General features: G+C 43.1%; 21 protein-coding genes and 1 pseudogene. 4 read left to right on the forward strand and 18 right to left on the reverse strand.

All coding sequences use genetic code 11. From position 1 onward, the window contains the following. Position 1: 1 nt before the first annotated feature. Genes B1L02_RS11035 through B1L02_RS11050 form a run of 4 tightly spaced genes read left to right on the forward strand, consistent with a single transcriptional unit; the run spans position 2 to position 3,874 of the window. The gene (locus tag B1L02_RS11035) at positions 2 to 1,447 is read left to right on the forward strand and encodes a PfkB family carbohydrate kinase (protein WP_088531052.1); all 1,446 of its coding nucleotides are present in this window, start codon (positions 2 to 4) and stop codon (positions 1,445 to 1,447) included. A 3-nt stretch (positions 1,448 to 1,450) separates the two neighbouring features. Continuing rightward, positions 1,451 to 2,173 carry a nucleotidyltransferase family protein gene (locus B1L02_RS11040; protein WP_088531053.1) on the forward strand — a complete coding sequence of 241 codons (723 nt, stop codon included), beginning with the start codon at positions 1,451 to 1,453 and terminating at the stop codon, positions 2,171 to 2,173. A 56-nt stretch (positions 2,174 to 2,229) separates the two neighbouring features. Further along, positions 2,230 to 2,907, forward strand: coding sequence for a class I SAM-dependent methyltransferase (locus B1L02_RS11045; RefSeq protein WP_088531054.1), 678 nt, complete (start codon positions 2,230 to 2,232; stop codon positions 2,905 to 2,907). Then, positions 2,897 to 3,874, forward strand: a complete 978-nt coding sequence (locus B1L02_RS11050; protein WP_088531055.1) for a GNAT family N-acetyltransferase — start codon at positions 2,897 to 2,899, stop codon at positions 3,872 to 3,874. Before B1L02_RS11045 ends, B1L02_RS11050 begins: the two co-directional genes overlap by 11 nt. Before the next feature lie 13 nt (positions 3,875 to 3,887). Here B1L02_RS11050 and B1L02_RS11055 read toward each other — a convergent pair whose 3' ends face one another. The 18 genes and pseudogenes from B1L02_RS11055 to flgE form a co-directional block, all read right to left on the reverse strand. Next, positions 3,888 to 5,267 (reverse strand): NAD(P)-binding protein, encoded by a 1,380-nt coding sequence (locus B1L02_RS11055; protein WP_223192037.1) that lies wholly within the window; start codon positions 5,265 to 5,267, stop codon positions 3,888 to 3,890. Further along, a complete protein-coding gene (locus B1L02_RS11060) occupies positions 5,264 to 6,589 on the reverse strand; it encodes a DUF4910 domain-containing protein (protein ID WP_088531057.1) in 1,326 nt (441 codons plus the stop codon). Before B1L02_RS11060 ends, B1L02_RS11055 begins: the two co-directional genes overlap by 4 nt. A 2-nt stretch (positions 6,590 to 6,591) precedes the next feature. Then, positions 6,592 to 8,676, reverse strand: a complete 2,085-nt coding sequence (locus tag B1L02_RS11065) for a 6-hydroxymethylpterin diphosphokinase MptE-like protein (RefSeq protein WP_088531058.1) — start codon at positions 8,674 to 8,676, stop codon at positions 6,592 to 6,594. Positions 8,677 to 8,694: 18 nt separating this feature from the next. After that, on the reverse strand, positions 8,695 to 8,991 hold the full coding sequence (locus B1L02_RS11070) for a hypothetical protein (protein WP_088531059.1): 297 nt from the start codon (positions 8,989 to 8,991) through the stop codon (positions 8,695 to 8,697). Next, positions 8,981 to 9,409, reverse strand: coding sequence for a flagellar export chaperone FliS (fliS, locus tag B1L02_RS11075; protein ID WP_088531060.1), 429 nt, complete (start codon positions 9,407 to 9,409; stop codon positions 8,981 to 8,983). Before fliS ends, B1L02_RS11070 begins: the two co-directional genes overlap by 11 nt. Before the next feature lie 17 nt (positions 9,410 to 9,426). Then, the gene (gene fliD, locus B1L02_RS11080; RefSeq protein WP_088531061.1) at positions 9,427 to 10,836 is read right to left on the reverse strand and encodes a flagellar filament capping protein FliD; all 1,410 of its coding nucleotides are present in this window, start codon (positions 10,834 to 10,836) and stop codon (positions 9,427 to 9,429) included. A gap of 18 nt (positions 10,837 to 10,854) precedes the next feature. After that, complete coding sequence (locus B1L02_RS11085) at positions 10,855 to 11,265, reverse strand: flagellar protein FlaG (RefSeq protein ID WP_088531062.1); 411 nt, start codon at positions 11,263 to 11,265, stop codon at positions 10,855 to 10,857. Between the two features lie 82 nt (positions 11,266 to 11,347). Further along, positions 11,348 to 12,310, reverse strand: coding sequence for a flagellin (locus B1L02_RS11090; protein WP_088531063.1), 963 nt, complete (start codon positions 12,308 to 12,310; stop codon positions 11,348 to 11,350). Positions 12,311 to 12,472: 162 nt separating this feature from the next. Further along, a complete protein-coding gene (locus tag B1L02_RS11095; RefSeq protein WP_010369253.1) occupies positions 12,473 to 13,438 on the reverse strand; it encodes a flagellin in 966 nt (321 codons plus the stop codon). A gap of 503 nt (positions 13,439 to 13,941) precedes the next feature. Beyond that, positions 13,942 to 14,904, reverse strand: coding sequence for a flagellin (locus tag B1L02_RS11100; protein WP_088531064.1), 963 nt, complete (start codon positions 14,902 to 14,904; stop codon positions 13,942 to 13,944). 317 nt (positions 14,905 to 15,221) lie between these two features. Then, positions 15,222 to 16,456, reverse strand: a pseudogene (gene flgL / locus B1L02_RS11105) (flagellar hook-associated protein FlgL). A gap of 2 nt (positions 16,457 to 16,458) precedes the next feature. Then, entirely contained in the window at positions 16,459 to 18,471 is a 2,013-nt protein-coding gene (gene flgK, locus B1L02_RS11110; protein ID WP_088531065.1) for a flagellar hook-associated protein FlgK, read from the reverse strand. A 1-nt stretch (position 18,472) separates the two neighbouring features. Continuing rightward, positions 18,473 to 19,447, reverse strand: a complete 975-nt coding sequence (flgJ, locus tag B1L02_RS11115) for a flagellar assembly peptidoglycan hydrolase FlgJ (protein WP_088531066.1) — start codon at positions 19,445 to 19,447, stop codon at positions 18,473 to 18,475. Positions 19,448 to 19,555: 108 nt separating this feature from the next. Then, positions 19,556 to 20,656, reverse strand: coding sequence for a flagellar basal body P-ring protein FlgI (locus B1L02_RS11120; protein WP_223192076.1), 1,101 nt, complete (start codon positions 20,654 to 20,656; stop codon positions 19,556 to 19,558). Positions 20,657 to 20,675: 19 nt separating this feature from the next. Further along, complete coding sequence (gene flgH, locus B1L02_RS11125; protein WP_088531067.1) at positions 20,676 to 21,359, reverse strand: flagellar basal body L-ring protein FlgH; 684 nt, start codon at positions 21,357 to 21,359, stop codon at positions 20,676 to 20,678. Between the two features lie 16 nt (positions 21,360 to 21,375). Continuing rightward, positions 21,376 to 22,164 carry a flagellar basal-body rod protein FlgG gene (flgG, locus tag B1L02_RS11130; protein WP_088531068.1) on the reverse strand — a complete coding sequence of 263 codons (789 nt, stop codon included), beginning with the start codon at positions 22,162 to 22,164 and terminating at the stop codon, positions 21,376 to 21,378. 16 nt (positions 22,165 to 22,180) lie between these two features. Then, entirely contained in the window at positions 22,181 to 22,945 is a 765-nt protein-coding gene (locus B1L02_RS11135; protein ID WP_088531069.1) for a flagellar basal body rod protein FlgF, read from the reverse strand. Positions 22,946 to 23,069: 124 nt separating this feature from the next. Continuing rightward, entirely contained in the window at positions 23,070 to 24,470 is a 1,401-nt protein-coding gene (gene flgE / locus B1L02_RS11140; protein WP_088531070.1) for a flagellar hook protein FlgE, read from the reverse strand. Between the last annotated feature and the right edge of the window lie 38 nt (positions 24,471 to 24,508).

Below are 24,508 nucleotides of genomic sequence, written 5' to 3' on the forward strand. Positions count from 1 at the left end.
TATGAGTAAAACAGTCTTAGTTCAGGGAAACTTTGACGTTCTCCACCCTGGCCACATTAGATTGCTTAAATTTGCAAAAGAGTGCGGAGACTTTCTGATTGTTGCCGTGAATAGCGACCAAGCAATGGAAGTCGAAAGTAGGGTTAGCGAGACGCATAGATTAGAGATGGTGAAATCTCTCGAATGTGTTAATGAGGCTTTTCTGACCACAGACTCGGCCTGCATACTCATAGAAAAACACAGCCCAGATATAGTCGTCAAAGGCAAAGAGTTCGAAGAGAAAGAAAACCCAGAACTTCACGCACTTAAATCCTATGGCGGGAAACTCATTTTTGGTTCAGGTGAATTTGAATCAAACGCTGAACACTTCATTCAGCGTTCAACACCTATTAAGAACAACTTTGACTTTGACGAAGTCAAAGCATTTATGGGCAGGCACCACATTCGAAAACGTGACATATACAAAACGCTCAATGCGATGCGAAACCTGAATGTGCTGGTAATAGGTGAAGTTATTGTTGATGAATATGTTCAAGGTACAGCCGTTGGTTTATCTCAAGAAGATCCAACCATCGTCATGACACCAAATAAAACAGATACATTTTTGGGTGGTGCAGCAATAACTGCAGGACATATCAAGGCAATCGGCGCAGGCAGAGTGAACCTCATTTCTGTGTTAGGTGATGATGAAGCAGCAAACCATGTTAAAGAACATATTGATAGCTATAAACTAGATGCTTGTTTATATACTGATAATAGTCGCCCTACTCCTTTAAAAACGCGTTATAGAGCAGGCTCAAAAACGTTGCTCCGAGTGAATAATGTGAGACAACATAAAATTTCACAGGAGCTTCAGGCAAAGATCCTAAAAAAAGTAGAAGAAATAATGCCTGAACTCCATTTGCTGGTTTTCTCTGACTTTAATTACGGGTTATTGCCGCAAACGCTTGTCGATAATTTGACAAAGCTTAGTAAACGTTACGGCGTAAAAATTGTTGCTGATAGTCAAACATCTTCTCAGGTTGGAGATATTTCAAGGTATCTGAATATGGACCTTATCACACCTACAGAACGTGAGGTAAGAGTCGCACTCAATAACCCTGATGACGGATTGGTCATTCTTGCTCAGAAATTGGCTAAAAAATCACGATCTCAGAATGTTATAATTACATTAGCTGAGGAGGGTTTGCTTATTCATTTACCCTCAGAAAACTTTACAGTTTGGGAAAATGACAAGCTCCCGGCCATAAATAAACATCCTGTAGACCCTGCAGGCGCGGGAGACTGCTTTCTGGCAACCTGTTCGCTCGCATTGTGTACTGGTGCTCCTATTTGGCAAGCATGCTTCCTTGGCAGCCTTGCAGCTGCTTGCCAAGTAGGATCCATTGGCAATACGCCACTAAATCGAGATACACTTGAAAAAGCTATCGAGGACTCATTCAAATAGTTTATGAAAGCCATTCTACTTGCCGCGGGCCTTGGCACCCGCCTGCGGCCAATCACTGATACTCTGCCAAAGTGCCTTGTTCCAATCAATGGAGAGCCCCTGCTGGGTTTATGGCTAGACAAACTCGTTCAGCTTGGGGTCGAAGAGATCCTCATTAATATGCATTATTTTAGTGAACAGGTTGAAGCCTTTGTAGCCGCCAGCCCGTATCATGACCGCATTATCCTGAGTTACGAACCTGAATTGATGGGCACGGCAGGAACACTGGTACGCAACCGAAATTTCTGGCACAGAGAAACATGTATGGTGATCCATGCTGATAACTACTGTCAAAGCTCGTTAGCGGGCATGCTTGAGGCACATAAACAACGCCAGACGCAGACCGATGCTACTTTACTTTTGTTCGAAAGCCCGACGCCACGTAGCTGTGGTATTGTTAAATTGGATGAAAATCAAGTTATTCAGGAGTTTCATGAAAAGGTCGAACACCCTCCTGGCAACCTTGCCAGTGGCGCCCTCTTTATATTTTCACCTGAAGTCTATGAACGTTACTTCTCGCACCTAGAAGCGGATCGGCCCTATGAGCTCAGTCTGGATGTAGTGCCTAGTATGATTGGTAAGTTACAAGGCTGGCTGGTCGATGAGCATTACATTGATATTGGTACACCAGAAAGCTACTCAGAAGCGCAAAAGATTGCCGCAAGTCAGGCAATGCCACTGTTATAATGGCGCAAACTTTGCTTAACTTAAAAGAATAATCTAAGTCTAAGGATTTATAATTTATGTCATTTTGTCAAAACTGGGATCAACTTTACCGTAGTAATCAGCACATGTCCGTTTGGCCATGGAGCGAAATTGTGAGCGGAGCTCTGCGCAACACTAAGCTACGCGAGGGCAATCCAGACTTTACTATTTTGGAAGTCGGATGTGGTGCTGGCGCAAACTTTCCCTTTTTTCTAAGTTATTGTCCCAACGTTTATGGTATTGATGGCAGCGATTTCATTATTGGTGAGCTGAAACAAAGATTCACTAACATTTCAAATAATCTGTATGTGGGTGACTTTACACAACCCTGGCCCTTTCAAACACAGTTCGACTTAATCGTCGACCGGGGCGCATCCGTACACAATCCAGCCAGTAGCATTCAGCGCTACCTAGATGAGGCTTACGATAAGCTTAAGCCTGGCGGTGTATTACTGATCACTGACTGGTTTAGCACTGAGCACTCTGATTATGCTAAAGCGCCTGAGTCGGTCGATGAATATACTAAAACAGGCTACACTTGGGGACCATTTGCAGGTGTTGGAAACGTCAATTTCTTTAACGCAGACCTCATCCACCAGCTAGTATCGCGATTTGAAATTGTGTCACTCAGTCACGCTCAGTCTAGCGAGTACGGCAGCGATGGAGTACATGCTGCTTGGAGTATGGTACTGAAAAAGCCAGCTCATGAAGAATAAGTTTACTCTTGAGCGTTGTGAGCTGGACCATCACTGGGACAGCTTTATCGCCACATCTCCCCATGGTAGTCCATTTATTCATAGCCAGTTTATTGCGCTGCTGGGTGTGAAGTATCACGCCTATTATTGCTGTAAAGGCAAAGAAAAAATAGCCGCTGTGCTACTGATCGTAGATGAAAGCGAAACTCAGGTCATCGGCCACCATGATGTTATCCATGACGGCATAGCGCATCGCAATATCAGTCACCTTAATCGTGCCCAGGGCCATTCCGAGTTGTTTGCTGCGCAAGAGTATATCGCTGAGTACCTCGCTGAGCATTACACTCACGTGAATCTGAAGCTACATCCAAAAATCAAAGACATCCGTGCTTTCCTATGGGTCAACTATCATAATGACGGCCCTATGTTTGCAGCTGTGCCGCGCTATACTTCCATACTTGAACTCGATGAATTTAGCACCACAGAGGTAGAACTTGAACAGTCTAATAACTACAGCAATAGCTCAGTATCAAGGCGTCAGGAGATACGCTATGGCATTAAAAAAGGAGTAACACTCCAGCCGTCACAAGACTTTGATTTGTTCGCTCAATATTACGGGTTGACCATGGCGCGTCAGGGAATTGAGGTCGATGGTAAGCAATTGTCGTCACTAGCACTAAGAATAAAAAGCTTAGCTGAACAGGGGCTACTATGTATGTATCAAGCACAAACTCAGGATCAAAAAATCGGTAGTTTTGCGACCTATTTAATTCATCAAGATACAGCTTACTATTTTTACGGAGCAAACCACCCAGACATGCGCGATAGCCATACTGGGACGGCTGTTTTATGGCAAGCCTTCCCGCTACTAGCGCAAAAAGGCATTTCGCGATTGGATTTAGAGGGGATTAACAGTCCGCAGAGGGGCTGGTTCAAGCTGAGTTTCGGTGGCAATATCGAACCATATTTTCATATTAGGCTTGGCTAACGCAGGCCGACGCTTAACTCGCGTCGGCTACCCGCATAATTGACTCATAAGCCTCAATCAATACCTCAGCCTGACGCCAGCATTTTCCACTGAAACGACCCGAGACAACGACGTTGTCGACGCAGTTTGTTAATGTCTCGTAATTCTGCTGATTAACGGCCTGAAACTCTGTTGTTGGAACTGGAAAAGTGTTATTGATCACTTGAATATGACCGCTTACAAGCTTCGCTTCTGGATCGACAATCCCCATCTCCTTGAGTTGCTCGATAACCTCTGCTTGTGTAAAGGAGCTTACTTCATCAGGACTGCACAAAATCTCCGCGGATATGTGATGATGTGTGCTTCGACCAATTAAATTTGGATATAACGTCAAACGAAAAATAGCGCTGTCTGGATCCCAAACCCAAAGATAATGGGAGTCTCTATCTAGTAAAGGACAGTCAAAATTTAGATGAAAAATCAGTGCAGTTCGCAAGGTAACTTGGCCTCTGGAAGGCGTCAGCCCCATTGCACTCAAGGCAATGAAAGGTGGAGCACTCCAGAATAAAAAGTCACACTTTAACACTCGTTCAGTATTAGCCAACACCAAGTTGGTAACCTTACTGTTGTGATGCACTATTTGTGTAACTCGCTCTGAAGTAATGATTTCTACTCCTGCTTGTTCAACCTGCTGTTGCAGTTGCGTTACCCAGTAACCAATCCCCTCCCCCGTGGTTGGATAGTAATAGGTTACCTCACTGAGGTTATCTTGCGCCTTACGTTTTTGAAAGTCAGATTCACGCTGGTATCCAAGCTTAGCATCAAATGCTGGTAACTGCTTGAGGTTCGCAGTCACATCTGCAGGTAATGCGAGAATGCGTGTGAATCCAAACAGCCCTGCCGCCATTGTTAACTCCTTCAGTGGCGCATCCTTACCATAGAGCTTTTCTAAAATAGGCAGCACAATACTTTCAGTAAAAACAATACCCAAGGAGTCTACACAATAATCGTAAATCAGGTCAGTATCCGGTAGTTCTGTACAATTGATCAGTTCACCGCAGCCACGTAAGTAAGTCTCTTTTGGTAACTTAGTCGCATCTGGAAATGGACTGTTCAAATCCCAACTACCGCCGAAGTAATTTCCTGAGCGTAGTCTAGATATTTTATTCCAACAGCCACTATCGGCATCCGAAAACAAAATCTTATCAAGCTCTTCTATTCCAGTAGCATTAGGTATATGCGAACCCATATCGTAAGCAGCACCAGAGCTATCTTTCACGGAACAAAACAAACCACCAACGGTTTCTGCCTGTTCAATCAGTACCACATTGGTAAAGCGTTGCTTTAACAGTAAAGCTGCGACCAGACCACATATACCTCCCCCAACGACTACCGCTTGACTATTTGCCATCATGACTCCTCCCTATTAGGAGATAACATTTTTAGCAGCGCATGTCCCTCAAGTTTATTGATTGCATTTGCAAACTCCGTAACCGGTTGATTGTACTTACGTGCAATATCTATCGTGTCATGTTCCCCGTCGCTGTAGCAAAGTAGCATCTTGATATGATTTAGTTCATCCAGTTGGCGGGTTCGCTCTTCACTAAAAAAGCTGAGAGTCGGGTATAAATCACGACTACCCAAATTGGGCTCACCATAAGGATGCGTGTTTTCAAACCGCGCACTTTGCTCAAAGGCTAGGAAAATCTTTTCCAGTTTGTCTATGCTATCTAATAACGGCTTGATCCCCATATATTCTTTGTCATCTAATGATGTGTGGTATTCCTTATAGCCCGTGTGAAAACTGCGGCTTACACAACATACGGGGAACTGAAACCCAGGGGCATTATACTGACGCTCATCAGAGCCACTCAGTGGTGTGAACGGAATATTGCTATGGCCATATCCTTCTTCGCTAAGATGATAAAGCAGCTTATCTAGTAAACCGTTATCATTTCGACTGTGCTTAAACACTAGCTCCCGTGGACTTCCGCCCAAGCAATTCAGTACAAGCCCTGAAACTAAGTTTTGGCGGAAATGATTTTGCATTACATGTAACATCCCCAAACTTCCAATGGTCTCGGGGTGAAGCGCAAAACGGTATGAGTAGCGGCGCTTTGGCCACTGTTTTATTCGATGATAAAGCCCAAGCAACACCAGAGGACCACTAAGCTCATTGTTCGCCATAGAGGGGTGGCATAAATAAGAACTAAGTAGCACTTCCTGTTTAGATTGCCCTGCAAGCAGCGTGTGCTCGATATCTAAATGGCCGTCCACAAATTTACTTTTAATTACAGCTCGATACTGACCAGCCTTTAGTTCATCTCTACGTGTTTGGCTCAGGCAAAATCCCCAACGCTTTTTATAGTAACTCGTAACATAGGGAACTGCTTCTGGTAATTCAGGTAGGCTATACAGGTGAGGCTGGAGTTCTTCTAGCGTTAAGATCTTATCTACTGGCTCAGAATAATTAACAACTTCAAGGTTAAGCCGTTTTATGTCAGCAATACGTTCGCCGTCAGGGCCCACCAAGTAAGCCTCATCACATTGCCACTCCTGAGGGACCTGCCAGTCAAATAAAGCAGTGCCAGTTGGAATAGATAGTCGCTCCAATGGCATATATCGTCCAAAGATGTCGTAACTTTGTCTGAGCCCAGGCCCTGTGATAGACCTTAAGATTGGAAACAACTCGTCATAAAGGTCACTGTAAAATTGCTCACTTTCTTCGTAGTGCACTACTACAACTCCTTTCCTAGATCACATTTTTCAGTGTAATGATCACAAAAATGAGTATAAATTTCCTTGATATAACTCATCCAAAGCTGATTCAGCCTTTCATATTGTGCTAAACAAAAAGTTTCATCTTCGTATGTATAAAGTAAGGTTATCATCGGACAGTGATAATACAGTAGCGACCCTTTTACCAAGTGAAATAGGTGTCCCAGAATAGAGTCTCGATATGCAAACAAATAGCGTGATTGACGTCTTAGCTGATCCGCTGCTTCTTGCCTAGACTTCACGGGTTCTGACGCTATCTCACAAATATGCAAAACAAGTTCATTAAGGCTATCTAGTGCAATAAATTCGTCACTTACATCATCAAGATTAAATACGTTAAAGCAATCAGACTTAATTAATTCTACAGTTTCAGTAATATCATAATCTGCTTCAATATCGAGTAAGTCATCTGCTTTTACTGGTAGAGCCTTTTCAATTTTAGCGCCGCTCCCGATATTTAAACATGTATTGACGTCATAATAATTAAGCAGCTTTTCTAGTTGGGCATGAGCGATCATAAATAGATCGTTTGATACAACGATGCCACCGAGATTACCGTCTAAAGTGTGGCCTTGTATCTCTAAGTGGCCCAACCCCAACGATTCATCATCGTCATTACTAGGCCTGTAAATACTGTCTTTACTGTGATGAGCGCCTCTTGGGTCTTTTCCATTATCAACGCCAAATAGGTACACATTTCTAAACCCTAAATACAAGGCAAATGATAAAGCGGTATTTGCAACAACTGGATTACTATACGGGATTTTTGGCAAAGTCTGTGACATATAACGCAATGCGATAATGTCCATCATCGAAGTACCAGCCTCAGAGCCTTTTGCAGCGATGCCAGCCCATTTGTATCTTTTATTTGTATCTGGGTATAAGGTGCTTAACCCGATTAGATTGGTATTTTGATAAACCTCTGGTGGAACAATATCACCAAAGATTTTGTAATTTGAATATGGCCTTTCTACTAAAACGTGGAAATCAACTGGGATCCCCTTCCTGTACAAAGTGGCGATCGAAGTGCCTGCAGCAATTACAATTGCTTTTTTGTGATTGCGCTTAATAAAATCTTCAGCTTCATCTAATGAAGGGCCATTGCCTATAATGAAAACAGGTGTGTCTTTATTTAAGTTTGTGCTCGCCTTGGTAAGCCATGCCGCTTTGTTTCTAACATGATGAATGCTGTGTGCTAACCCTGTCACGGCGTCATTATAAAATCCGTGCCCAAATTGAAAGCGGAAATAATCCTTCGCCCATTGTTGAATAAGCACATTCAATCGTGCATCTGGTGTGTGCTGATAACAAAAGCTTCTAACTAGAGCAAATGCGCCAACATCTTCAGCTATTTTTTCAATGTCTCGGATAAACGTACTATGGTCAACGCCCAAGTGAAAAAATAAGCATCCACCCTGCTCGTCAATATCTGAAATAATCTGGTACCAGTCGGTACAAAATAGGCTCGCAAAAAACTGTTCAAAGTCGGGCTCAATTAGGAAAGTATAATCAAACTGAGTCCGTTCAAACAATAATGGGATGTGATACCCCAAACCAATACCAAAAATAATTGCTGTTGGGAAATGTTCAGGTAAATGAGTTAATTTTTCTTCGCCTTGGTTTCGAATATCAACCATCAAGTTAGTCAGTTCGGTCATATAACGGACATGTAGGCGATCATCTTCTTGATTTTGACCGTAGCCGGTATAATCAGTAAGGCTTAGTACAGGTTTACTGAGCTGCTTTTCAACTTGAGTTTGAGTTTGTTCTATCGGTGACTGAGAATAAATAGGCGCTGTGCAGCCCTTTGGAATAAAGTTACCATGCCCTGATGCAGTCACGTGCAGACAAAAGTCTTCACGAACATGATACTCCTTGATGGTCTGTGCAATACTGGGGAAATATTTTTCGAAACTTTTTACATTTTGATTAAAACGTTCGTTAGCTTCTTCAGCAAACTTGGCTTCTTTAGCCTGATGAGCAGCGGTATCCGAAAGTTGCTCACTCAGAGACTCTAATTGTTGTGATAAGGGGTCTTTGTTCATACATTTGCCAGTGTCGTATTAAATATTTTTATACGCTTTGATCTTTTTTTTATTGCCAATAACTTGTGATAGTTCTTTTGCAACAGCGCTTTTTTCCTGCTGCAACTGGCTCATTATTGATTGGATTTGATTGAATATGACTAAAGCCGAGTGTTGAGCTTGTTCTGAATCAGCTAACACTTCAGCTGTTAATGTTGTCCGGAGCTGTTTGTCTATCTGAATGAAAAGACATTGAGCCTCTTCCAACTCACCTGCCTGACAAGCAGCATCCAGCTTATTAAGGGTTGCTTCTATGTGAGTTAACTCAGCCGACATTAGCATCCGCGCCGTTAGCATCCAGTGTCTGCTTACGTACATCAATTGGAATCGCGTCCCAAGCAGACTTGATTTCCTTCAGCAAATTCGATACTTCATCAATTATAGCAGGATCATTTTGCATGCTAGCATCTAACAACCTGTCTAACATGTATGAATAGAGGGCATACAGATTCTCTGTTACCTCGCCACCAACTTCAAAGTCTAAGCTTCCACGAAGTGCTTCAATGATGGCTGAAGCCTTAGAAATATGTTCTGCTTTGGCTTCGAGGTGACGCTTTTCAATAGATACCTTTGCAAGTACCATTTTTTCAACGGCACCAGCCATCAACATTTGAATTATTTCATAGCGGTCTGCACCTGCAACTCTCGTTTTCAATGCTTCTCTTTGGTAATTTTTGACTCGGGCGTTATACATATCACATGCCTCTTGGTTTACTTAGATTTAGTGAAGCCAGGTAAATTTGCTAATTGAGCACCTAAATAGGACTGTGTTTGTTGCATTTGAGCAATCAACACGTCTAGACCAGCATATTTTTGACGTAACCCTTCTTCCATCGATTTCATTCGATATTCATGATTCAGGACGTCATCTTCTAAATCATCTAACTGGCTATTTAAGCTCGTCTCACGTTGCTTCAATATGCCTTTAGAATCGACGTAATTACCTAGCAACTCTTCAAGTTGTTTAGCTACACCGTTATCACCTGCAAAAGCCTTGCCAATATCATCGTAGTTATCGTCCATAGCTTCATTAAGACTTCTTACCAGTGAAGATTTTTCAAGATATCCATCTTTTTTAACGCCTAGGCCAATATCAAAAATGGAACCAAATGGACCTGCGTCTGTAAGCTCTGACGATAGAGTCGATATCATCTGGTCGCTCAATGTCCTCATTGAGGAGTCACCGTTTAACGGTCTACCAACTCGAGTGTGAAGACCAATAGTGCCAATCAAATTATTATAATTTGCAATAAACTCGTCAATCATTTTGCTAATAGATTCACGATCGTAATCAATATTTAATTTAGCTGTCGCATAACCATCAGTATCGTTACCTTCACTAACTTCAAGGGCTCTAATCGTCATGTCTTGCACCGCATCCTTGAATGTGTTGCTATCACTCGTCACTTCTAGGCCATCGACAGTAATGATTGCGTTCTGCGCGGCTTGAACTGTTGTCATTCCAGCAGCACCACCACCAGATGCAGTTGTGCTTATTGCATCAAGCTCTGCAGTATCCGAAGTTATCGTTAAGTCGTTATTGTCGCCAGTGACATTAGAAGTAAGTACGAGCTTAGAACCAACATTACCTGTATTCACGATATTCGCGGTTACCCCGAAATTAGATTCGGAAGAATTTATTGCGTCTCTAAGCTCAGCAAGCGTCATTCCCGCTGTAACATCTAAATCAAATGACTTATCTGGCCCAGCTCCAAACGAAAGTGTCCCTCCGGATGCACTTACGACCGCATCAGTCGATGCAAATGCGTCGTCTGCTGAAATAATTCGGCTACCCTCTGCCAATTGTTTGACGGCAACTTTAAAGTTTCCTACGGATATATCTGATGTTGGAGTAACGCTGATTATATCTCCGCCACTAGGTTGGGTAATGTTTGCTACTCGCTTACCAAAGTTCTCAGGATCTGCAAGCTTCGCCATCGTATCTTTGAGTTTAGAGATTGCTGACTTTAACTCACCAACCGCAGATAACTCCACTTTTAAAGAGTCTTCTTTTTTGGCAAATGCTTGTAACTTAGGAACATTTTCAGCATCAATTGTCGCTTTAATGATGCTTTCTAAGTCAAGCCCCGAGCCTATACCCGCTGATGTAATTAATGGCATACAACCTCCAACCCAATATTAAGCTGTTTTATCAAACAGCAATCCTCTACTTGACACCTTATCGGCAAACTCTTCGAGAGCTTTAGCCATTTCCCGAAACTCCTCGGAAGGAATTTCCCGTATTACTTCGTCATTGTTCGTATCGATCACCTTTACAACAGGGGGATCTCCACGTTCGTCAAATTCGAAAGACAAATTAGTTGCTGTAACAGGAATAAACTGATTCAGCTTTTCTAAGTTGCTTTTAATTTCTTCCACCAAGTCAGGCTTTTCAGAACCTTGTTCCTCGCTTTGCTTCGTACTAGATTCTGTTTTGGTAGCCGATTCAACTGCACGAGTCGTCTCAGCAGAAGATGCCGTCCTAATTAATTCTTCTGGTTTTGTATGATTGACGAATCCATTTGGTGTAGACGCTTGAACTTCTTTCACAACACACCTCCGAACCTTTTACAGTAAAGTATACGCCAAGTTTGAGAATTATTCACAAACCTGACGCTACAATACTAATCAATTAACCTAGTAGCGATAAAGCTACTTGCGGTCTTTGATTCGCTTGGCTCAAGATAGAACTACTTGCTTGTTGCAAAATCTGCATCTTAGTCAAGTTTGCAGTCTCTTGCGCGAAGTCTGTATCTTGGATCCGAGAACGTGCAGCTGTTAAGTTTTCAGCAACATTCGATTGGTTACGAATAGTTGACTGGAATCGGTTTTGAACCGCACCCAGCTCTGCACGTTTCTTATCAACTACCGCAATCAAGTTATCCATACCAGCTAATACAGCCTGAGCATTCGCTTGCGAAGATACAGAAATACCAGCTGCTGTGAATACATCTGAGAAAACTTTCGCATCTGCTTCGGTACCAATCGTGGTACTAATCGTACCTGTAGTTGCACTGAGTGCCACACCAGTTACACCACTTGCGATGCCTGCAATACCAGACAGTGTGAAGCCACCATCCGCTTGCAAATCGTTTGCAGTACCTGCCACGTTTTGCATACTAAAGCCGATGGTTTGAACTGCATCAGCACCGACTTGGAAGTTCGCATCATAACTGCCATCAAGCAAGTTTTGACCACCGAATGTAGTATCCGCAGCGACACGGTTTACTTCTTCAGCTAATGAACGAATTTCCTCTTGTAGTGCAAGCCTATCTTCATCCGTGTTCGAACCGTTCGAAGCCTGCTGAGCAAGCGTTCTAATGCGCTGGAACATCTGAGTAGTTTCATCCAGTGCACCTTCGGCTGTTTGCGCTAATGAAATGCCGTCGTTGGCGTTTCTCATACCTTGATTCAGACCATTGATCTGACCATTTAGACGGTTTGTGATTTGCATACCTGCAGCATCATCTTTTGCGCTGTTAATGCGCAAACCTGACGACAAGCGTTGAAAGGAAGTATCTAACGCACCTGAGGATTTATTTAGTTGCCGTTGTGCGTTCAATGAACTCACATTGGTATTTACATATAAAGCCATAATAGCCTCCGCTTTATCAACATAACTCGCTGGAGCGGGATACCCCTACCCTGCTACCAACGATGAATAAGAGTCCTAAATTTATAGTTCTCTAATTCTGCTATCGGCTGCTAAAGCGAAAGCTTGAGCTTTATTTGTAATTTTTTTATTTTTTATTCATTTCTAGCCCTGAAGTAGGCTCAGTGCCGCTTGTGGACGCTGATTTGCCTGGCCGAGAATCGTCTGACTTGCTTGTTGTAATATCTGATTTTTAGTTAATTTCGCTGTTTCTAGTGCAAAGTCAGCATCTTTAATTCGCGATTTTGCTGCCGACAAGTTTTCAGAAATATTGGCTTGGTTACGTATTGTTGACTGGAATCTGTTTTGTACAGCACCTAACTCTGCACGCTTTTTATCAACTACCGCAATCAGCGCATCCATACCTGCCATAACGGCTTGTGCATTGGCCTGTGAAGAAACCGAGATCCCTCCTGCTGTAAAAACATTTGAGAACACTTTGGCATCAGCCTCAGTACCAATATTTGTACTAATCGTAGCAGTTGTTGCACTTAATGCTGCCCCAGAAACACCGCTCGCTACACCTGCGATCCCAGAAAGTGTAAAGCCACCATTGTCAGCCAAACTATTTGCTGTCGCACCGACATATTGCATGCTAAATCCAATAGTTTGAACTGCATCACCACCAACTTGGAAATTAGCAGCATAAGAACCGTCAAGTAAGTTCTGTCCACCAAAAGTGGTATCAGACGCTACCCTATTAACCTCAGAGGCTAACTGTCTAATTTCTTCTTGAATGGCTAAGCGATCTTCATCAGTGTTAGAACCATTCGCTGCCTGTTGAGATAGGGTACGGATACGTTGGAACATAGAAGTGATTTCATCCATTGCCCCTTCAGCGGTCTGAGCCAATGAAATTCCATCATTGGCGTTTCGGTTTCCTTGGGTTAAACCTAAAATTTGAGATTGTAATCGATCGGAGATTTGTAACCCGGCCGCATCGTCAGCAGCACTATTAATACGCATACCAGATGACAGACGTTTGAAAGATGTATCTAGTTCATTGCCCGAGTTAGTTAGCTGTCTCTGTGCATTAATAGCACTAACATTTGTATTTACATATAAAGCCATAATTCACTCTCTTTTTGTCAAATCAATATCTAATTGATAGATAGTTAAATGACAAAGCGGCACTTATGCATCGGGTATTCAACCAACTAAGGCAACCAATTGCCACTTTGACGCCAGAATTTACTGTAACTAGTAGCAAGCAAATAGCAGGCCAAAAATCCAAAGCTATGATTAAATAACACAGGGAACTTAAAACTAGGTATTAAATACTTTGTTTATCGAGAAACGACTATCTAGCATTTCGGCATCTAGCCGCTACTTTTTGATGGTTCGAGAGGCTTCAGCTCAAAGAGTAAGGAAATAAAAAGAGGCCAGATGGCCTCTTTAGATAAATTTGAGAGTGAGTGTCATTTTTTTAGCATAAAGTTGGCATACTTAATGCTTTAATTAACGTGTTCATTGTTTTAATGAACGCTATTGGATTTAAGCACCTCCGCTTTATCATCCAATTCGGTGCCTAAGCAAATACCCCATTCGGCTTAGGCACCTTTACCTTCCAACTGTTATCCTAGAAGACTTAAAGCAGCCTGAGGACGTTGGTTAGCCTGACTTAGAATTGTTTGGCTAGCCTGTTGAAGGATTTGCATTTTTGTTAAGCTTGCAGTTTCCTGAGCGAAGTCAGTATCTTTGATACGTGATTTCGCAGCCGACAAGTTCTCAGAGATATTTGCTTGGTTACGAATTGTTGATTGGAATCGGTTTTGAACCGCACCTAACTCTGCACGTTTCTTATCAACTACCGCAATCAAGTTATCCATACCAGCTAGTACAGCCTGAGCATTCGCTTGCGAAGATACTGAGATGCCGCCAGCTGTGAATACATCTGAGAATACTTTTGCGTCAGCTTCAGTACCAATATTTGTACTGATAGTTCCTGTTGTTGCACTGAGTGCTACACCTGTTACCCCACTTGCGATACCCGCGATACCTGACAGTGTAAAACCGCCGTTTGCCTGCATATCATTCGCTGTACCGGCAACATTCTGCATACTGAAACCGATAGTTTGTACCGCATCAGCACCTACCTGAAAGTTTGCTGAGTAACTGCCATCCAGTAAGTTTTGACCACCAAAGGTCGTGTCAGCAGCGACTCGGTTTACTTCCTCAGATAGTGAACGAATCTCTTCTTGAATCGCCAAACGATCTTCGTCTGTATTTGAGCCGTTTGATGCTTGTTGTGCCAGTGTACGAATACGCTGGAACATTGATGTTACTTCATCCATCGCACCTTCTGCTGTTTGCGCTAGTGAAATGCCGTCGTTCGCGTTTCGGTTACCCTGGTTTAGACCATTGATTTGTGAGCTCAAACGGTCAGAAATTTGTAGACCTGCAGCATCATCAGCAGCGCTGTTGATACGAAAACCTGATGATAGACGTTTGAATGATGTATCTAGTGCGTTACCAGATTGCATTAATTGTCTTTGTGCGTTCAATGAACTTACGTTAGTATTTACATAAAGTGCCATGATGGTTCTCCCACTTTAAATCGAGTCTTTCACTCTCAAACTTAGATTCTTTTCCAACCTTTGAATGTTTTTCACTCTCCGGCTTGGTTAATTAAGTTATCGGTCGGCAAAAAATTTCCTTTAGTATTTTTTTTAAAAAAAAATTATCGTCATGATTTCTATATGCTTTTATTATTGCTCAAACAAATATGGCAAAGTTTTGACGCACCTAGGTTACGGTCAGGTAATTATATAAAACTGTATTATTATTCAGCTTGTTACGAGGAAAAGTTGAGTTTAGAGCGGTGTGAGAGTAAACGGCCCGTAAAGGCCGTCTTTTAACGAATATAGTCTAATAGAGAAAGGTTAGTTAGGCGGCCAAATGTTGCCTGAGAGGCCTGCAGCGCAGTTTCGTGCTTGGTGAGTTCTGAAATCGCAGAATAAAAGTCGACTTCAATTAAAGCCGCTTTATTCGCTTTGTTATCAACGTCCAAGTCTGAATTTGCATCAGATACAAGCTTTGCAGCATTTAACCTGCCGCCGAGTCCTGCTTGCCCTTGTGATATCTTGATTTTGGCATTGTCTAGTCCAGAGATCCCATCTGCAAGTACCTGTTTGTAATCATCGCCCGTAATACTGGGGTCTCTTAATGACGTAATCATAGATTCTAATGTATTTAGAATGTTTTCCTTCTGGGGCTTTTCTAAATCAAAACTGATTTGACCAGAACCGGCACCCTCATATTTAAATTCCATACCTGCTACTTTGACCGAATTACCTTCAAAGCTACCTGTTGAAATAACCGTTCCCCCTGCTCAAGCTGGTAAGTATTTGGCGTACCCGCTGTCACTACTAAGTCAAAGGTGTTTGCACCTGCAGGCGCACTTGGATCGGCGTTGTAATTCGCTTTATGAAACTTATCAAACACAGCTTGCTCATCTACATAAACCGATGCAGAAGTGATACCACCAGAAACCACACCTGTATTTGACGTAATATTCAGTCGCTTCTCCGCACTTTCAAATACATCAAAGCCGTTATCACTGGAACGTATCTCGACCCCTTCAGAGACTTTTATTTTATGCTGTCCTTGGTCACCGTTATATACATACTTTCCAGTGGCTGAATCAAAGCTATAGGTTTGCGTATTATCTTGGTAGCCGGAAAATATAAACTTACCATCTTCACTTTTTGAGTTCATCAAATCCAAAATAGTATCTTGGATGGACTCTAACTCATCTGCAATTGCTTGGCGGTCAACATCGGATAACCCACCATTACCTGCTTGTATCGACTTCGCATAAGCGCTATCAATGGCCGTTTTAATATTTTCTAATACGGATTCTTGAGTATCTAATCTCGAAGACAACATAGTCAGGTTCTTAGTAAACTGATCGTTTGCTTGGATCCTGTCGTCAAAAAGCATGGCTCTAGCAGTCGCTGAAGCATCATCAGAAGCACTCAATACCCGCTTTTGCGTGTTCAGCTGCTGTGTTGCTTTATTCACGTCCTGCTGATTACGCAAAATAGAATTGAGATTAGAGTTAAAAATTTGGTTTTGAGATAAACGCATAATTACCTCGCTGCACTTAATAAGGTATCGAACACAGTTCTTGCTGCCGAAATAACTTGAGCCGAAGCCGAGTAAGACTGTTGAAAACGTAACAAGTTGGCCGCCTCTTCATCTAGGTTTACGCCCGATAGAGACTCAAACCATGCGCTTGACTGATTAGCCAGCGCTTCAAATGCCGCGCCGTTGGTTTTTGCTTGATTGGTAATAACCCCTACACCTGTGACAATATCGGCATATGCTTCATTGAAGGTTTTATGGCTTTCGGTACTACCCGTCGACTCTACATTTTGTCTAACTAAATCCGACGATTTCAGGCCATCAAGCGCCGCACCATTACGGTTGTCATCAAAGCCACCTGTGTTAAAACTAATCTCAAAACTATCACCGGTGTTCGGTGTACCTTCGATATCGAAAGTGAAACCAAGATTGTCAAAAGGTGCAGGTGCCGCTCCCACTCCAGAAAGAATATCTTTGCCATCTGCAGGAGCCGTAAAGGTATGCGTTGTGCCTGAATTACTGGTTAACGTATATTCGTTAGCATTGGCTGTTTTAGTCAAAGTATAAGGACCATCGTTCAACGTTGGCGGTGTTCCGGCTGTAAAGGCACTAGTCGCGGGATCGGTATCATTGACAACCCCGGCTGAGATGATTGCCGTACCATTATTGTCTGCCGATTTTTCAGTACGGATTGGTGACGCTAATGCAAGTGCTTCTGGTCTTTGGGTTGCAAGCTCCAACCCGGTTGCAGCCTGCTGGTTTAATTTCACCAGAAATCTATCGCCCGTTGCACCACTGCCAGTTACGTTCATTTGTAAGCCAAAATAATCGCCCGTTCCCGTGATAACTCCACCAGCGATATTACCAGTTGTAGGCGTACCGATAGGATTACCCTTGGCATCTACAGCTGTTATCTCAACGGTTGTTGCACTGGTATAAGTGACTTGGAAATCCGCAGCTGGCAACTCATTGCCGCGCCCGGGCTCGAGTGTTGCCGTAAGCGCTGCGGTGCCTGTATTTTCAGTGTAAGCAAAGCCACCCACAGTAGGAATTTTGAATATATCTCCACCAATGTTGCCATCTAAATCCATGCCCAATCTATTTTGCTGATTAAAAGCATCAGCCAATGCGAGGCCAATTTGACCTAATTGGTTTTGTGCTGGGATCAACACTTCATCTCTAAATGCCAACAACCCGCCGATTTTGCCTTTCAAGCTGCCGCTGTCTAACTCAAGTTGCACAACATTTTTATCTTTAATGTCTAGAATTAGTTCTTTATGATTAGGATCTGGGTTGCCTTTCATCGCGAATAAATTAAAAGCACCACCTTGCATCACAAGCGCGTCGCCTGTGCCTAAAAATACGAGCTTCTCGCCATTTTCACCGTCGAGTGTTTCTATATCTACAAGTTCAGCGAGCTCTTTAATTGCTTGATCACGCTCGTTAAGCACACTATGATCTACATTGTTCAGATTGAGTGCCGACTTACTCGCTACTTGTTTATTCAACTCGCTTATTTTTTGAACCAGGTTATTGGCTTCTTCCGAGAAAATATCCAATTGCTCATTCACAATACTATTTTGATCAACAACAATCCCTGACAGCCTATCCATTTGGTTAACAAGGCCTTGAGCGCCTGTCATAAATAAAGAGCGGTTAGTCGTCGATGAAGGCAAGTTAATCGCGCTTTGTAAATTGTTAAACATCGAGTTGATACTCTTGCTCAGACTGTTTGAGTCTTGTGCAAACAACGTATCAACGCGGCTTGCCTCAGTGACAAACTGCTCATAGTAAGATTGATTAGAAATATCACGATTTAATTGCTGCTGCGCAAATTGGTTGATCAAACGCACCGTTTCACCACGACCAACCATGCCACCTATCATTGTTCCGTGTTCAGTCCGTTCACGGATATACCCTTTGGTATTTAGGTTAGCGATGTTTTTACTGGTGGTTTGTAGTAACTCGGAGTTAGCCCTAACCCCTGCTGCACCAATATTTAATAGATCAAATGACATCTCATCTGACTCCCTTTGTTAGCGCATTGGATAAGAAATCGGATACATCAATACGCTTTAAAACTGACTTAATTTTGTTGGCATAATTCGGATCGGTCGCGTAGCCTGCATTTTGAAGCTCACTTAAATAAGCATGACTATCACCAGCCTTATTTAAGGCTTGCTCGTATCTCGGATTACCTTTTAGGAAACTGACATAATCATCAAAGCTTTGTTCTAGCGACTTATAAGCACGGAAATCGGCTTGCTTTTGCACCGGTAACCCTTGCTCAAATTCAAGTGTCGATTTTCTGGCGCTTTCACCACTCCAGCGGCTATCCGCTTTGATATTGAATAGATTAAAACTGCTACTACCATCTTTTTTGCTGATGATGTGTTTACCCCAACCGGTTTCCAGTGCAGCTTGTGCAACCATTACCGCAGGGTTCAGGCCTAGCTTTTTCGCAGCGGTTTGAGCGTATTCCCAAATTCTGTCGACGAATTCCTCAGGAGAGCCAAAGCCTGTTTGTTCATCGCTTGAGATATCAGCCTTAACATCGACAGCCTTCGGTTCGGGTTTATTCACACTCTCATTCGCTGTCGCCTGTCTTTTAACGGAAATATCGCCGTCAGCTCTCATTACTGAGGCAGGCTTATACTTTTCAGAATTAGGAGACAACTGCTGCACAATTAGATCGGCAAGACCTAAGCTGCCCTGCTCAGACAGGTGCATCGAAAGTTGCTGATCATGCATTTCTTCAAAAAATTTGACACCGCTAGAGTTAAACGGACTGTCTTTATCCTCTAGCGCCTCATTCGCTTTACGCATGCTTTGTAACAACATTTGCGTAAAAATAGACTCAAACTGTTGTGCCGCCTTCTTCAATGCCTGATCTGAGGCACCTTGATCTCCAGCACCTTTAAGCGCCTCTTTACGGATCGAATCAAGGTTTCCTAGGTCAAAAAAGCTTTGATTTTTCAATTGGTCGGTGTTCATACACTCAGCACTGTTTGACGTTAATAACTATACAAATAGAAATGCAAAATCCGAGCCAAAAAAAAGCCCCACAATTGTAGGGCTAACTAGTTGATTAATAATGAAACATCAAATGACGACTAATTGACCATTTATCGCACCAGCTTCTTTTAGCGCTTCAAGGATCGCCATTAAATCGCCAGGTGCTGCGCCAACTTGGTTGATTGCCCTAACCAAGTCATCAAGGCTCACGCCGGGGTCAAACACAAACGCTCGAGAGTCATCCTGATTTACATCGATAATACTCTGCTGCGTCACTGCTGTTTCGCCATTCGCCAGCGCATTAGGTTGTGACACATTTTGCTGCTCAGCAATTGTTACGGTAAGGCCGCCATGAGTAATTGCCGCAGGCTGTAGCTTCACATTTTTACCGATAACAATCGTGCCAGTGCGCGAGTTAACGATGATCTTCGCAGCGGTATCCGCTGGTTTAAATTCAAGATTCTCTAACGTAGATAAATACGCAACGCGCTGAGATGGATCTCTTGGTGCAATTACTCGAACTGAGGCTGCATCCATAGGTTTAGCACTGTTTGGTCCAACAAGTCCATTGATAGTATCGGCCAAGCGTTTTGCGGTAGTAAAATCTGGTCTATTCAGGTTAAAGGTAATGTAATCACCCTGAGTAAATGGACTCGGTACCGCTCGCTCCACTGTCGCGCCGTTTGCCACACGACCAACAGTCGGCGTATTGATCACAACTCGACTCCCGTCGGCACCATCAGCGCCCAAGCCACCAACAATCAAACTTCCTTGCGCGATTGCATATACGTTACCATCGACCCCTTTAAGAAAGGTCTGAAGTAAAGTACCGCCTCGTAAACTACCAGCACTACCAATAGATGAAACGGTAACGTCAATGGTTTGGCCGGGTTTAACAAAAGGTGGCAGATCTGCGTGAACCGCTACAGCCGCAACATTTTTAATTTTTGGCTTTAAGCTTGCGGGCATTGTGATCCCAAAGCTATTCAACATCGCTTTAAAGCTTTGCTCGGTAAATCTGGTTTGCTCACCGGTACCAGGCAAGCCTACAACTAGGCCGTAGCCAACCAGTTGGTTTGAACGAACACCTTCAACCATACTGACATCTTTAACTCGCTCAGCAGAAACCAAAGAAGAAAAACCAACCAAGGTAATGGCCGCACCGATAAGCAAAATATTCTTAAGCATATTATTCATTTTCAGCACCTTAAAACGGCATCAGCGCGCTCATGAAGAAACTCGTTAACCAACCTGCACTTTGCACTTCTTGTTGGTCGCCTTTACCTGAGTATTGAATCCTAGCATTTGCCACTCGATTGGACTCAACGGTATTATCTGCCGTTACATCCTGAGGTCTTACTAACCCTTCTAAGCGAATAAATTCCTCGCCAGTATTAAGGGTTAACCACTTTTCACCACGGATCACTAAATTACCGTTAGGCAGTACTCGGGTGACATTGACCGATATATTCCCGAATAAACTATTTGACTGATTTGCTTGAGCATCACCCGAAAATGACGAACTCGACTTTGCACCAAACTGTATTGCTTCCTTTCCTATATTGATAGCATTGCCACCAAGACCGATAACCGGATCAAGACTAGCATCACTAGATTTATCAAGTTGAGAATTCGCAGCTTTGGTCGCTTGAGTCGTTTCTCTGAGTACGATGGTAATAATATCACCGACTCTTAACGCTTTTTTGTCAGCATAAAGGTCATTGGAAAACTGAGTATTAAACAATGATCCTGTTGCCACCATTTGAGCTTGATTATCCTCAGGATAGATAGGTGCATAATACGGATCGTCACGCACCACATTTTTATTTTGTGTTGTACTACATCCAGATAATGCAGCGACCGTTACGATGGCTAAATATAATGCACGCATAATACCCCCTACCCAATTACAGCTGTTGGTTAATGTAGCTCAGCATCTGATCTACCGTTGAAATCACTTTTGAGTTCATTTCATACACGCGCTGTGTCTCAATTAGATTTACAAGCTCTTCGGTCACATTAACATTTGACGTCTCAAGTGCGCCTTGCACAATCTTACCTAACCCTTCAACGCTTGGATTACCTTGTACCGGTGCACCACTTACCGCTGTTTCTGTGTACAGGTTTTGTCCAATCGGCTCAAGACCTGATGGATTAATAAAGTCACTGATCGTCAGTTGTCCAATCACTACATTATCCGCTTGTCCTGCAACGCGCACCGATACTTCGCCATCTTGAGAAATAGTGATTGACTGTGCATCGTCGGGCACATTCATTTCAGGTAACACAGGGAAACCTGCACCTGAAGTAACGATCCGACCTTCTTCATCTGTCGTGAACTGACCGTTTCTTGAGTAAGCGGTTGTGCCATCTGGCATCTGAATCTCAAAAAAGCCCGGACCTTGGATCATCCAATCCAAAGAGTTTTCGGTACTTAACATATTACCTTGAGAGAAGTTCTTTTGGTTGGCAACCACTTTGGCACCAGCACCAAGCATCAAACCAGACGGTAATTCTGTATCTTGAGAGCTGCGACCACCGGGTTGGTTGATATTTTGATACAGTAAGTCTTCGAATATCGCCCGACTCTTTTTGTAGCCGACGGTACTGGCGTTCGCCAAGTTGTTCGAAATAACTGAAATATCAGTTTGCTGAGCATCTAAGCCTGTTTTACTTATCCACAATGCCGGATTCATAATCTCTACCTCACTCTTAAACTATGCGTAGGAGCGAAGTGTGTCGCTCATCTATTTCTTCAGCTGTTTTCATCAGCTTAATTTGCATTTCAAATTGTCTTTGATGGTTGATCATATCCACCATCTCGTGAACAGGATTGACGTTGGACATCTCTAAGAAGCCACTCATCACTTTTGCAGTTGGAGATATTTCACAAAAGCCACAGATCCCATCTTCTAACTTGTCCTCTCTTGGTCTAAATAGGCCGTCGTTGCCTTTTTGTAGCTTACTATTATCTGCTTCAATAATTTTTAGCCTATCAACCACTTCGAGAAAATTAGCGGGAGCGCCTTGTGGACGCACTTGAATAGAGCCATCGTCACTAAACACCACTTTATCAACGGGAATAGGTAAAACAATAGGTCCACCTTCGCCAATAAGTTGACGCCCGTGAGCTGTGACTAACGCACCGTCATTACGAATGTTAAGGGTGCCGACTTTGGTATAAGCTTCTTCGCCGGAGTCATCAACGACGCTGATCCACGACTTGTCATCGACTGCAATATCAAGCTCACGGCCAGTTTCAACGATTGCACCGCCGGTCATATTGGTTCCTGGGCGTTCTTGCATAGCAAAAACCCGTGAGGGCAACCCTTCACCGAATGCTTGCATTGAGCGCGCTTGAGCAAAATCTGCTTTGAAGCCAGTCGTGTTGGCATTAGCAAGGTTATTCGCCTTAAGTGCCACACCACGTAAGCTTTGCTTAGCGCCTGACATTGCGATATACACCATTTTATCCATGACGATGACCTATAAAATTCAAACTTAATCTAGTTAATGCAAGCACAGTGCCAAAGTGATGAGATGTTTTTGACGGACATAAAAAAGGCTGCCTTTGGAAGCAGCCTTTGGAGGGCATAATATATTATCGGATCTGCAATATATTTTGTTGTAATGTTGAGTTAACCTCAAGCGCTCGAGAGTTCGCCTGGAAGTTACGTTGAGCACTGATAAGGTCAACTAACTCGTTCGTCAGGTTAACGTTAGATTGCTCTAACGCCGATGAACTAATACCACCAAGCGTACCAGTGTTTGGCTCGCCCGCAAGTGGCTCACCAGAAGATAGGCTTTTCTTCCACTCAGTATTACCAATCGCCTGAAGGCCTTGAGAATTTGGGAAGCGTACTAGTGCCACTTGCCCTAAGAAAGTCGAGTCGCCGTTAGTATATGAAGCCACTACTTTACCATCAGTACCAATATCAATACCAGCCAAGCGGCCAACGGTTGCACCGTCTTGCTCCAGTGCTTTTACTTCAAATCGACCTGATGAATATTGTGTCGGTAACTTCTGAGCAGTGTTTGCTTCATCACGCCAGTTAACAACAATATCATTCGGGAAGGTTGCGCCGTTGTCTAGCAAGTTTGACATACCAATAGTTGGGTCTGTCGTATCTTGAGGACCAGCTAAACTAAGTGGATTAAAAGTTGTTCCAGCGTTGTTACTAAATGTTAGTGGTGAAGCTGATGGATCGTCCGCAGTTTGCGAAGGAATACCACTTGCGTCAAAACGGAATACACTCACGGGTGTATAAGGAACAGGTGGTGTTGCAGCTGGATCAATTTGCTGTGCATTGTGGTTAAATGGCTTGTCGTCCATTGTTGCATAAGTTGACCATTCATTATCCGCCGTTTTTCTGAAGAATAACTGCAGTGTATGTGATTCACCCAATGAATCGTATACCGTAATCGCCGTTCTTGAGTTATATGAAGCTCGTTGTTCAGGATCAAAAGCGATTGTGGGTGGTTGCGCCGTCGCGTCTAGATTAAACGAGGTATAGATTTGCGACGTTGCTCGAGGCGAGCCCGATGCATCAGGAATTTGAACTGGTGATGTCGTACTTAAACTCAAAGAAGTGGTATCACCCGTCGATGGATCGACCGGAAAACCTTGCAAGTAGTCGCCCTTAGCATTCACAATAAAGTTATCTTTATTTAGTTTAAATGCACCAGCGCGAGAATACGTAAAATCCTGCGACTGAAGAGAGTTTGACATGGCAAAATAGCCTTCGCCCTCAATCGCCAAGTCTAGCGAGTTTTGCGTGAACTTTAATGACCCTTGGTGAAACTGCTGCGCTACCATCGTAGTTTGTACACCATCACCATTTTTCGTTTTGCCAGAGCTAAAAACCGAAGATGCATAAACATCAGCAAACTCTGCGCGAGATTCTTTAAACCCCGTCGTATTCACGTTAGCAATGTTGTTTGCTGTTACGTCCAAGTCTTTTTGCGCGGCGGCAATACCTGTCAGTGCTATATTGAAACTCATACTCTCACCTCTAAGTTCTTAAGGTTAATTCTTTAAAA

The organism is Pseudoalteromonas piscicida, assembly GCF_002208135.1.
GTDB lineage: Bacteria > Pseudomonadota > Gammaproteobacteria > Enterobacterales > Alteromonadaceae > Pseudoalteromonas > Pseudoalteromonas piscicida_A.